The 10,539-nt window shown below is 66.6% G+C and carries 13 protein-coding genes and 1 tRNA gene; 11 read left to right on the forward strand and 3 right to left on the reverse strand.

Translation table 11 applies throughout. The annotated features are described in order from the left end of the window. Nucleotides 1-57: 57 nt before the first annotated feature. Both XcuCFBP2542_RS19750 and XcuCFBP2542_RS15945 read right to left on the reverse strand, forming a co-directional pair. Complete coding sequence (locus XcuCFBP2542_RS19750; protein WP_167526890.1) at nucleotides 58-234, reverse strand: hypothetical protein; 177 nt, start codon at nucleotides 232-234, stop codon at nucleotides 58-60. Nucleotides 235-434: 200 nt separating this feature from the next. Then, nucleotides 435-659: a hypothetical protein gene (locus XcuCFBP2542_RS15945; RefSeq protein WP_104604824.1), complete on the reverse strand. Its 225-nt coding sequence runs from the start codon at nucleotides 657-659 to the stop codon at nucleotides 435-437. 221 nt (nucleotides 660-880) lie between these two features. Here XcuCFBP2542_RS15945 and XcuCFBP2542_RS15950 point away from each other — a divergent pair, with 221 nt between their 5' ends. The 3 genes from XcuCFBP2542_RS15950 to XcuCFBP2542_RS19620 all read left to right on the forward strand — a co-directional run bounded on the left by XcuCFBP2542_RS15950 (nucleotide 881) and on the right by XcuCFBP2542_RS19620 (nucleotide 3,270). Next, nucleotides 881-2,032, forward strand: coding sequence for an N-acetylmuramoyl-L-alanine amidase (locus tag XcuCFBP2542_RS15950; RefSeq protein ID WP_104604826.1), 1,152 nt, complete (start codon nucleotides 881-883; stop codon nucleotides 2,030-2,032). A 158-nt stretch (nucleotides 2,033-2,190) separates the two neighbouring features. Further along, on the forward strand, nucleotides 2,191-3,111 hold the full coding sequence (folE2, locus tag XcuCFBP2542_RS15955) for a GTP cyclohydrolase FolE2 (protein WP_104604828.1): 921 nt from the start codon (nucleotides 2,191-2,193) through the stop codon (nucleotides 3,109-3,111). Between the two features lie 12 nt (nucleotides 3,112-3,123). Continuing rightward, a complete protein-coding gene (locus tag XcuCFBP2542_RS19620; protein ID WP_158251458.1) occupies nucleotides 3,124-3,270 on the forward strand; it encodes a hypothetical protein in 147 nt (48 codons plus the stop codon). 242 nt (nucleotides 3,271-3,512) lie between these two features. Here XcuCFBP2542_RS19620 and XcuCFBP2542_RS15960 read toward each other — a convergent pair. Beyond that, nucleotides 3,513-3,587, reverse strand: a tRNA-Glu gene (locus XcuCFBP2542_RS15960). 48 nt (nucleotides 3,588-3,635) lie between these two features. Here XcuCFBP2542_RS15960 and pcnB point away from each other — a divergent pair. The 8 genes from pcnB (at nucleotide 3,636) to XcuCFBP2542_RS16000 (ending at nucleotide 10,381) form a co-directional block, all read left to right on the forward strand. After that, the gene (gene pcnB, locus XcuCFBP2542_RS15965; protein ID WP_104604830.1) at nucleotides 3,636-5,003 is read left to right on the forward strand and encodes a polynucleotide adenylyltransferase PcnB; all 1,368 of its coding nucleotides are present in this window, start codon (nucleotides 3,636-3,638) and stop codon (nucleotides 5,001-5,003) included. Nucleotides 5,004-5,006: 3 nt separating this feature from the next. Next, on the forward strand, nucleotides 5,007-5,492 hold the full coding sequence (gene folK, locus XcuCFBP2542_RS15970; protein WP_104604832.1) for a 2-amino-4-hydroxy-6-hydroxymethyldihydropteridine diphosphokinase: 486 nt from the start codon (nucleotides 5,007-5,009) through the stop codon (nucleotides 5,490-5,492). A gap of 35 nt (nucleotides 5,493-5,527) precedes the next feature. Next, nucleotides 5,528-6,343 carry a 3-methyl-2-oxobutanoate hydroxymethyltransferase gene (panB, locus tag XcuCFBP2542_RS15975; RefSeq protein WP_104604834.1) on the forward strand — a complete coding sequence of 272 codons (816 nt, stop codon included), beginning with the start codon at nucleotides 5,528-5,530 and terminating at the stop codon, nucleotides 6,341-6,343. Continuing rightward, nucleotides 6,340-7,182, forward strand: coding sequence for a pantoate--beta-alanine ligase (gene panC / locus XcuCFBP2542_RS15980; protein WP_104604836.1), 843 nt, complete (start codon nucleotides 6,340-6,342; stop codon nucleotides 7,180-7,182). Before panB ends, panC begins: the two co-directional genes overlap by 4 nt. 178 nt (nucleotides 7,183-7,360) lie before the next feature. Next, complete coding sequence (panD, locus tag XcuCFBP2542_RS15985; protein ID WP_104604838.1) at nucleotides 7,361-7,741, forward strand: aspartate 1-decarboxylase; 381 nt, start codon at nucleotides 7,361-7,363, stop codon at nucleotides 7,739-7,741. Further along, nucleotides 7,738-9,252, forward strand: a complete 1,515-nt coding sequence (gene pgi, locus XcuCFBP2542_RS15990; RefSeq protein WP_104604840.1) for a glucose-6-phosphate isomerase — start codon at nucleotides 7,738-7,740, stop codon at nucleotides 9,250-9,252. The genes panD and pgi overlap by 4 nt, the downstream gene beginning before the upstream one ends. Before the next feature lie 157 nt (nucleotides 9,253-9,409). Continuing rightward, complete coding sequence (locus XcuCFBP2542_RS15995; RefSeq protein WP_104604842.1) at nucleotides 9,410-9,754, forward strand: type II toxin-antitoxin system prevent-host-death family antitoxin; 345 nt, start codon at nucleotides 9,410-9,412, stop codon at nucleotides 9,752-9,754. Nucleotides 9,755-9,757: 3 nt separating this feature from the next. After that, nucleotides 9,758-10,381 carry an ATPase gene (locus XcuCFBP2542_RS16000; protein ID WP_104604844.1) on the forward strand — a complete coding sequence of 208 codons (624 nt, stop codon included), beginning with the start codon at nucleotides 9,758-9,760 and terminating at the stop codon, nucleotides 10,379-10,381. The last annotated feature ends 158 nt before the right edge of the window (nucleotides 10,382-10,539 follow it).

Genomic DNA, 10,539 nt, shown 5'->3' on the forward strand with positions numbered 1-10,539 from the left:
CCATGGCAATGGCGCGACCCATGCGTCCGCGCCTGCAACGTCGCCTGGTGTTGCCGATTAGTCGTCCTGGCCGTGCTGTCGCTTCGGACGCCGGCTGTGCTCGTCGTGCACCTTCAGGTCGTCCTGCCCGGGGCGCTGCTTGGCGGTCTCGTCCTGCTTGTGCGATTCGCGGCTTTCGGCAACGCCGTTGGCGTCATCGGCAGCGTCGTCGGGTTGACGTGGATGCTGGCTCATGGCTTCGGTCCTGCGTGATGTTTGCAATCACGGTAGCGCGGGCGGCGTGATCCCGGCGGCATGATGAGGATGACCATGCCGTTTCGCGTGGCTGCCGGCGGACGCGTTTTCGGTCCCGTCTTGCGGGGCGAACAAGACGGCCTGCAAGTGCATGGAGCAAGCCATGGTGCGCCTTGGCGCGGGGGCAGGGCGGCAGCCCGCTACGACGTTGGTCGCACCTCCAGCAGCGCGCGCTCGAACCAGTCGATCACCTGCCGGTGATGCGGCTGGCCCCAGCGACGCAGGAATTGCTGGGTGTGATGTTCTCCAGCATCGCGCAGGCTGGCCAGGCGCTGGGCGATGAACGGGGCGGTCAGCGGCTGGGCACAGTCGATTTCGATGCAATGGCGCCAGGCGGCGTAGCTGTCGGGGACGGCGTTGGACATTGGGGTGGGCTCGGTCATGCAAGGAAATGAACGTGAGGACGCCGACGACGGCGCATGCGCTTGCCTTGGCTGTTTTGATGTTACTTTATAACACTTCAACATTCTTGCTCAGCCTGGTCCGCCGTGTCGTATTCCATGTCGTCGTGCGTTTGCTTCAGGCCGAGTCCGTTACCCGGTGAGGGATGCCCTGGCCGCCATGCCGCACATGCTGGAGGCGCACCATGAAGCGGCGGCAGCTGCTGCGCAGCGTGGGTGCGGCGCTGGTGTTGTCGCCCGGCCTGGTCGACGCACAAGGGCTTGCGACACTGCGCAATTGCAGCGTGCAGTTACGCGATGAGGGGCTGCAGTTCCGGCTGGAATTGAGCGGCCAGGTGGCGTACCGCAGTTTCCAGCTGTCCGATCCGGAGCGTCTGGTCATCGACCTGTCGGGCGTTTCGACACAGCCGCCGCGCATTGATCCATTGCCTGGTCGCAGTGCGGTCGTGGCGATCCGCAGTGGTCCGCATGTAGACGGTCTGCGGGTGGTCCTCGATCTGTCGCAGCCATTGGCAGCGAACCCGCGTTGGGAGGGCACGACGCTGGTGCTGGATCTGGCTGCAGGCTCCGGCGCTGCGCCGTTGTCCGCCGCCGATGCGGCCGCTCCGGCCGCCGCCACGCCCGCACACGCGCAGTTGCATCCCTTCGTGGTTGCCATCGACGCCGGGCATGGCGGCAAGGATCCGGGGGCGGTCAGCGCCGACGAGCGTTACGAAAAATATGTCGCCATGGCGGTCGCTGGTCGCCTGCATCAGCGGCTTGCCGCAGACCCGCGCTATCGGCCAACGATGATCCGCAGCGATGATCGCTTCGTGCCGCTTCACGAACGCGTGTTGATCGCGCATCGTCGCAACGCCGATCTATTCGTTTCCATCCATGCCGATGCCGCTCCCAACGCGCAGGCGCGTGGTGCGTCGGTATTCGCCTTGTCCGAAAACGGCGCCAGCTCGGCCTTGGCGCGCTGGATCGCAGACAGCGAAAACGCCGCCGATGACATGGGCGACACCGCGCGCCGGTTGCGGGTGCCGAGCAATCCGGTGTTGTCGCAGGTGCTGGCCGACCTGTCGCTGAGCGGCACCATTGCCAGCAGCGTGGCATTCGGCAAGTTGATGCTGGGGAGCCTGCAGCAGGTCACCCGGCTGCACCAGGATCAGGTCGGGCAGGCGGGGTTTGCGGTGCTGAAATCGCCGGACATTCCATCGCTGCTGGTGGAAACTGGCTTCATGAGCAATCGCGACGATTGCCTTCGATTGTGCGGCGATCTCCATCAGGACGAACTCGCGCAGGCACTGCATGCCGGCATCGACGATTACTTCAGGGCGACGTATGCGCGCTGAGGTGACCTACCTTGGCCTTCAGCGCGCTGCGTGGCACGCAGCGCGCTGGCGCTGGTCCAGGCTGCGCGGTACGCGCCGCACCTGGGATGACGCGCCGCCCATCCTCGCCGTGCGCGCATCCGGCGCGGCCACCATTTCCTCCACTGTTTAGGTCTCCCATGTCCGCCACGCTTCCCGATGTTGCCGTCACCGAACCTGCGCTGCTGGGCGCGCCGTTGCGCTGGGTGGGCATGCACGACATCGCCATTCCGGTGCGCCTGGGCCAGGATGGGTCCAGCGCAAGCCTGGCCGCGCGCGCCAGCGTGCAGGTCGATCTGCCGCGACCGGAGTGCAAGGGCATCCATATGTCGCGGCTCTATCGTTTGCTGGACCGGCACCTGGAACATCCGGTGTCGCCGGCGATGGTGTCGCAACTGTTGCAGGCCTTGATCGACAGCCACGAGGATTGCGGCAGCCGCGCAGCGCGGCTGACCCTTACCTTCGAGGTGATGCTGCGGGTGCCGGCCCTGCTGAGCGAAGGGCTGGCCGGTTGGCGCGCGTATCCGGTGCGTCTGGAGGCGCAGTGCAGCGCGGGGCATAGCCGTATCCAGCTGCAGGTCGAGGTGCTGTACGCCTCCACGTGCCCCTGTTCGGCCGCGTTGTCGCGACAGCTGTTGAGTGAGGCCTTCCTGCAACAGCATGCCGGGCGCGCGGCCGTGCCACCGGAGGCGGTGGCGCAGTGGTTGCAGGTCCATGGGTCGTACGCCACGCCGCACAGCCAGCGCAGCATCGCGCAGGTGCGTGTGGACCTGGAGGCGAGCACGCCGCAGCTGGATGTCGGCGCGTTGGTGGCGCTTTGCGAGCGCGCGTTGGCCACGCCGGTGCAGGCGGCGGTGCGGCGCATCGACGAACAGGCCTTTGCACGCTTGAACGGTGCCAACCTGATGTACGTCGAAGATGCCGCGCGGCGGTTACGCCAGGTGCTGGTAGCGCACTACACAACCTTCGATGTGGCGGTGCGCCACCTGGAGAGCCTGCATGCCCACGATGCCGTGGCCGAGACCGGCAGCGAAGTCGAGGGCGCGTTCACAGCGCTGTAGTGAGGAGGTGACATGCCGTGCAAATTTCCCGGTCGCCCGGTTGCGCGGGTGCGCAAGCCCATGGCGACAGCGACTGTCCTGGACACTGCCCGAGTCACCGTGCGCAACGTACTGGGCGTCTACGCCCAGGCGGCGTTGGCCTTGTTGTGGCTGGCGTGAGTGGATGCGCTGCCGCGAGAGTGGCATTGCGGGGTGGCCGGCCGAGCAGTGCCGGGCGCCCATGGCGCGCGACGGTGTGCCGACCGCAACCAGGCGCGACCAAGGAGTTGCAGTTGTCCAGGCACCAGAGAGGCCGATGTTGCCGGCCTTTGCCGGCATGGCGTAACGGTGCGCTGCCATTGCCGCATCACGCAAAAGCCCCGCAATGCGGGGCCTTGGCGTGATCTGCAGCAGGACGGACGTGGTGCTCCCTAGGGGACTCGAACCCCTGTTTTAGCCTTGAGAGGGCCACGTCCTAACCATTAGACGAAGGGAGCGTTTTGTCGCGTCTTGTGCAGCGCGCTAGTATAGTGGGGTCATAGCCGTTGGGCAATCCTGCAACACAAGACGGAAGCGCCATCATCGAATCCTCAGTTACATCCCCGTTCACGCTGCGCGTCATTCCACGCGACCAGCACACCATCTCGCGCAAGGACATCAGCCCCAACGCGCTGCGCGTGCTCTATCGCCTGCGCGAATGCGGCTTTGGCGCCTACCTGGTTGGTGGCGCGGTGCGCGACCTGCTGGTGGGTGGCCATCCCAAGGATTTCGACGTGGCCACCAGCGCCACGCCGGAAGAGGTCAAGGCGCTGTTCCGCAACTGTCGCCTGATCGGCCGCCGTTTTCGGCTGGCGCATGTGGTGTTCGGCCGCGAGATCATCGAAGTGGCCACCTTCCGCGCCAACAGCGACGATGGCAGTGGCGACCGCGAGCTGGACAACGGCCGGCTGGTGCGCGACAACGTCTACGGCACCATTGAAGACGACGCGATCCGCCGCGACTTCACCTGCAACGCGCTGTACTACGCCATCGAGGATTTTTCGGTGCGTGATTATTGCGGCGGCTTCGAAGACGTGCAGGCGCGGTTGATGAAGCTGATCGGCGACCCGGAACTGCGCTACCAGGAAGATCCGGTGCGCATGCTGCGCGCGGTGCGGCTGGCGGCCAAGCTCGACTTCGAGATCGAGGCCGGCACCGCCGAGCCGATCCCACGCCTGGCCGGATTGTTGTCGGAGGCGGCGCCGGCACGTTTGTTCGAGGAAATTCTCAAGCTGTTCCTGTCCGGGCACGGCGTGGCCAGTTTCGAAGGCCTGGAGCGTTACGGCCTGCTCGGTGCGCTGTTCCCGGAAAGCGCGGCGGCCCTGAAATCCAATCGCAGCGGCGCCTTGCGCGCGATGGTGCTGGAAGGCCTGCGCAACACCGATGCGCGGGTGGCCAACGACGAGCCGGTCTCGCCGGCGTTCCTGTTCGCGCTGCTGCTGTGGCCGGCGTTCTGCCGCACCCTCATGGGCTTGCAGGCGCAGGGCGTGCAGCCGGAAGATGCCCAGCGCCGTGCCGCCGACCGTGTCACCTTGCACCAGCTGGAGCGGGTGGCCTTGCCGCGCCGTTTTTCGCTGCCGATGCAGGAGATCTGGCTGTTGCAGACGCGCTTCTCCTCGCGTCAGCGCAAGCGCGTGTTCCGCACCTTGTCGCATCCGCGCTTCCGCGCCGCGTTCGATTTCCTGGTGCTGCGCCAGTTCGCCTCGGCCGATCATGCGGCCGATGTGGAATTCTGGCGCGAGGCGCAGAAGTCCTCCGGCCAGGAGCTGGTGCAGGCCATCGAGTCGGCGCAGGCCGAGCATGGCGACGAGGACGGCGCACCGCGCAAGCGTCGCCGCCGCCGTCGTCGCACCGGCGCACCGGCAGGCGAGTAGGGCATGCACACCGCCTTTGTCGGCCTGGGTGCCAACCTGGGCCTGGCCGAGGCCAGCGTGTGCGCGGCCATCGCCGCGCTGGATGCAGTGCCGCAGTCCACGCTGGTAGCGGCCTCGCGCCTGTACCGCACCCCGGCCTGGGGGCGTGAAGACCAACCCGATTTCATCAATGCCGTAGCCCAGCTGCGCACCGGGCTTGCCCCGTTGGCGCTGCTGGATGCCTTGCTCGGCATCGAGCGGGCCTTTGGCCGCGAACGTCTGGCCGGCGAGCGCTGGGGCCCGCGCACGCTGGACCTGGACCTGCTGCTGTACGCCGACCAGGTGCTGGATCTGCCGCGGTTGCAGGTGCCACACCCGCATCTGCATATGCGCGCCTTCGCGCTGCTGCCGCTGTCCGAGCTGGCCCCGGAGGCGATGATTCCGGGCCATGGAACAGTGCGGCACGTCCTGCAAACCATCGATGCCTGCGGGCTGGAGCCGATTGGGTAGATAATGGCCGGCTCATCACCCCACGTAATGACTTCATGAGCAGCCATAGCGACAGCAAGCCCTGGACCGTGCCCGCCCTGGCAGAGGCCAAGCGCGCGGGTCGAAAACTGGTCATGTTGACCGCCTACGACGCCGGCTTTGCGCGCAGCTTCGATGCTAATGGCGTGGACCTGATCCTGGTTGGCGACTCGCTGGGCATGGTGGTGCAGGGGCACGATTCCACCTTGCCGGTGACCACCGCCGACATGGTCTACCACACCGCCGCGGTGGCACGCGTGCTGCAGCAGGCCTTGCTGGTGGCCGACCTGTCGTTCCAGGCCGATGCCACGCCCGAGCGTGCGCTCGATGCCGCCACCCAGTTGCTGCAGGCCGGTGCGGAGATGGTCAAGATCGAAGGCGCCGGGCACAAGCTCGAGGTCATCCGCTACTTAGTGGAACGCGAGATTCCCGTGTGTTCGCACCTGGGGCTCACCCCGCAATCGGTGCTGCGTTTCGGCGGCTACAAGGTGCAGGGCCGTGGCGAAGCTGGCGAGCAACTGCGCCGCGATGCGCAGGCGGTGGTCGACGCCGGCGCCAGCCTGGTGGTGCTGGAATGCGTGCCGACGCCGATTGCCGCGCAGATCAGCGCCGAGCTGCAGGTGCCCACCATCGGCATCGGCGCCGGCCCCGGCTGCGATGGCCAGGTGCTGGTGATGCACGACATGCTGGGCCTGGACAGCGGCCATCGCCGTCCCAAGTTCGTCAAGGATTTCCTCACCGAGGGTGGCTCGGTGGCCGGCGCGGTCCGTGCCTATGCGCAGGCCGTGCGCGATGGCAGTTTCCCCGATGCAGAGCACGCGTACGCCGCATGATCCAGACCATGACCGATCTTTCCGCGCTGCGCGCCCTGGTCACCGGCTGGAAGCGCGAGGGTTTGCGCGTGGCGCTGGTGCCGACCATGGGCAACCTGCATGCCGGGCATTACTCGTTGGTGATGCTGGCGCGCCAGTACGCCGACCGCGTGGTGTCCAGCGTGTTCGTCAACCCCACTCAGTTCGGGCCGAACGAAGATTTCGCCCGCTACCCGCGCACCCCCGAAGCCGACCTACGCGGCCTGGAAGATGCCGGCTGCGATGCGCTGTGGTTTCCGGACGTGGACACGATGTACCCATTGGGAACCGCGCTGGCCACGCCGATCCATGCGCCGGGCGTCAGTGACGTGCTCGAAGGCGTGTGCCGGCCTGGCCATTTCGACGGTGTCTGCACCGTGGTGGCGCGCCTGTTCAATCAGGTGCAGCCGGATGTGGCGGCGTTCGGCAAGAAGGATTACCAGCAGCTGGCGGTGATCCGGCAGATGGTGGCCGACCTGGCGTTTCCGATCGAGATCCTGGGCGGCAGCATTGTGCGCGAGGCCGATGGCCTGGCGATGAGCTCGCGCAACCAGTACCTGACGGCTGAGGATCGCCCGGCTGCTGCACAGATCCGCAAGGTGCTGCTGCAGATGCGCGACAGCGACACAGCCGGCACGCCGCGTGCGCAGGTCGAACAGGCCGCCACCGGCGCGCTGCAGCAGGCCGGGTTTCAGGTCGATTACGCGGTAGTACGGCTGCGGGACCTGAGCGAGCCGGGCGTAGGCACCTCCGGCGCGCGCGTGGCGCTGGTCGCCGCACGGCTGGGTAGCACCCGCCTGATCGACAACCTGGAATTCTGAGCGGCGCCACCTGTGCCAGCCGCCGGCGCAGTGGCTGGCGCCCGGCCCCGGCCTGCGCGACCTCAGGGCATTGCCTCGGCGCGGGCCTGAAGCCCTCACGTCCGCCTGCGGTGCAAACCGGTGGGCGCGGGCGCTTTCCGCTAAAATGCCGGCTTTCCTTTTGTCGTTGCCTGCGTCCATGCATCTGTCCCTGCTGAAAGCCAAGATCCACCGCGCCACCGTCACCCATTCCGAGCTCAACTACGAAGGCTCGATCGCCATCGACGGCCTGCTGCTGGAAGCGACCGGCATCCGCGAATTCGAGCAGGTCCACATCTGGGACGTGACCAACGGTGCGCGCTTCAGCACCTACGCCATCCGTGCCGAAGAAGGCAGCGGCATCATGTCGCTCAACGGCGGCGCCGCGCGCCATGTGCAGGTGGGTGATCTCATCATTGTGGCGGCGTTTGCCAGCATGAGCGAAGACGAAGCCAAGACCTTCAAGCCCAATCTGGTATATGTGGGCGCGAACAACGTGATCTCCCACACCAACCACAGCATCCCCACACAGGCCGCATGACACAGACCAACGGATTCGACGCGCTTCACGCCCACGCCCAGCGCCTGCGCGGCGCTGCCATCCCCGCATTGCTAGCCGCCGAGCCCCAGCGGCCCACGCAGTACGCCAGGCAAGTCGGTCCGTTGTATTTCAATTTTGCGCGGCAGAAGTACGACCGCGCCGCGCTCGATGCCTTGTTCGCCATCGCGCGCGAGCGCGATCTGGCTGGTGCGTTCCAGCGCCTGTTCCGTGGCGAGCAGGTCAATGTCACCGAGCAGCGCGCTGCCTTGCACACCGCGTTGCGTGGCGACCTGACCGACGCGCCGGTGGCCTCGGAGGCGTACGCCACTGCCGCGGAGGTGCGGCAGCGCATGGGTGCGTTGATCCAGCAGCTGGAAGGTACCGACGTCACCGATATCGTCAGTGTCGGCATCGGTGGGTCGGACCTGGGCCCGCGGCTGGTGGCCGATGCCTTGCGTCCGGTGAGCGGGGCGCGGTTCCGCGTGCATTTCGTCTCCAACGTCGACGGCGCCGCCATGCAGCGCACCCTGGCGACGCTGGACCCGGTACACACCGCCGGCATCCTGATTTCCAAGACCTTCGGCACCCAGGAAACCCTGCTCAACGGCAGCATCCTGCATGCCTGGCTCGGCGGCAGCGAGCGCCTGTACGCTGTCAGCGCCAACCCCGAGCGTGCTGCCAAGGCGTTCGACATCGCTCCCGGCCGCGTGCTGCCGATGTGGGATTGGGTGGGCGGCCGCTATTCGCTGTGGTCGGCGGTAGGCTTTCCGATTGCACTGGCCATTGGCTTCGAGCGTTTTGAACACTTGCTGGAAGGCGCGGCGCAGTTCGATGCGCATGCGCTCAACACGCCGCTGGAAGAAAACGTCGCAGTGCTGCACGGGCTGACTGCTGTGTGGAATCGCAACCTGCTGGGCAGTGCCACCCAGGCGGTGATGACCTATGACCAGCGCCTGGCCTTGTTGCCGGCGTATCTGCAGCAGCTGGTGATGGAGAGCCTGGGCAAGCGCGTCAAGCTCGACGGCTCGGCGGTGGACAGCGATACCGTGTCGGTGTGGTGGGGTGGTGCGGGCACCGATGTGCAGCACAGCTTCTTCCAGGCGCTGCACCAGGGCACCAGCGTGGTGCCGGCCGATTTCATCGGCACCGTGCACAACGACGACCCGTATGCGGAAAACCATGTCGCGCTGATGGCCAACGTACTGGCGCAGACCGAGGCGCTGGCCAACGGCCAGGACAGCAGCGACCCGCATCGCAGCTATCCGGGCGGCCGCCCGAGCACGGTGATCCTGCTGGATGCGCTCACCCCGCAGGCGCTGGGTGCGCTGGTCTCGATGTACGAGCACAGCGTGTACGTGCAGTCGGTGATGTGGGGCATCAATGCGTTCGACCAGTTTGGTGTCGAGCTGGGCAAGCAGCTGGCCAGCCAGTTGCTGCCGGCGCTGAAGGGCGACGCGGCGGAGGTGGCCGACCCGGTCACCCGCGAGCTGCTGGGCAAGCTGCGCGGCTGAGTCCGTTGCGCAACGGTGGTGAGAGACCACGGGGCCTGCGGGCCCCGTGTCGTTTCGGAATGGTCTGCCTGATGTGAATTCAGGACAGAATGGCCAAATTTCCCAAAATGGGTGAGTGGGAGTAGGCTGGGGATACTACAGCGCGCAGGACCCTCCCATGTCTCGTCTTCAGGATCTGCCCGAGCTCGAAAAATCTCCCGCCGCCGACATCAAGGTGAAGGGCTGGCCCAGCCTGATGCGCAAGGTGCGCTCGCATGGGGCTGTGGTCATCACCAACCATAATCACCCCGAGGCGGTGGTGGTGGATGCGGAGGAATACCGGCGGCTGGTGAGCCAAGCCAGTGCATCGGAGCAGGCATTGACGCGCGCGGAGGCATTGCAGGCGCTGCAGGCCCGTTTCGATAGGCATCTTGCCGCGCTGCACGATGGCGCAGCGTTGACCCAGGCGATCGCCCGACCGGCGCGCCGCGGCAGGAAGGTGACGCTGGGGCCTTCGCGCTGACCCATGGGCAACATCCTGGTACTGGCCGGTGTCAATGGCGCCGGCAAGAGTTCGCTGCTGGGGCAACTGCTGCAGGAAGACGGCGCCAGCTGGTTCAACCCCGATGCGTTCACCCAGCAGCTGGTGGAGCAGGGCTGGGCACAGGACGAGGCCAACGCGCAAGCCTGGCAGGAAGGTGTGCGGCGGCTGCGTCAGGCCATGGATGTTGGCAGCGACTATGCATTCGAGACAACCTTGGGCGCGACCACCATCCCGCGCTTGCTGCGCGAGGCCTGCGCGCAGCACACGGTGGCGATCTGGTTCTGCGGTCTGGCAACGGTGGAGCTGCACATCGAACGCGTGGCAGCGCGGGTGGCTGCGGGTGTCCACGCAATCGCCGAGCACAAGATCCGCGAGCGCTTCGATGCCTCGCGCGCCAATCTGATCGCCTTGCTGCCGTATCTGTCGCTGCTGCACGTCTACGACAACAGCGCACCGGCCGATGCCGCAGGGCAGGTTGCGCCGTTGCTGGTGCTGGAACTGGACCGCAGCGGCCTGCAGTACCCGCAAACGCCGCAGGAATTGGCACAGGTGCCCGATTGGGCCAAGTCCATCGTGATGGCAGCACTGGAGTTGCGGCAGTCTTGAGCCACGCGCGCAGGCACGTGCGTTCTGCTCCGCCTCGCACCGACGCGGCCAGACATCGATCGATCTCACCCGTAGGAGCGCACCCGGGCGCGAATGCCTTACCGATAAGGCCTGTCGCGCCCGGGTGCGCTCCTACAACGAAGATGACTGTGCACCCG

The sequence above is a fragment of the Xanthomonas cucurbitae genome (assembly GCF_002939885.1).
In the GTDB taxonomy this organism is placed as follows: Bacteria; Pseudomonadota; Gammaproteobacteria; order Xanthomonadales; family Xanthomonadaceae; genus Xanthomonas; species Xanthomonas cucurbitae.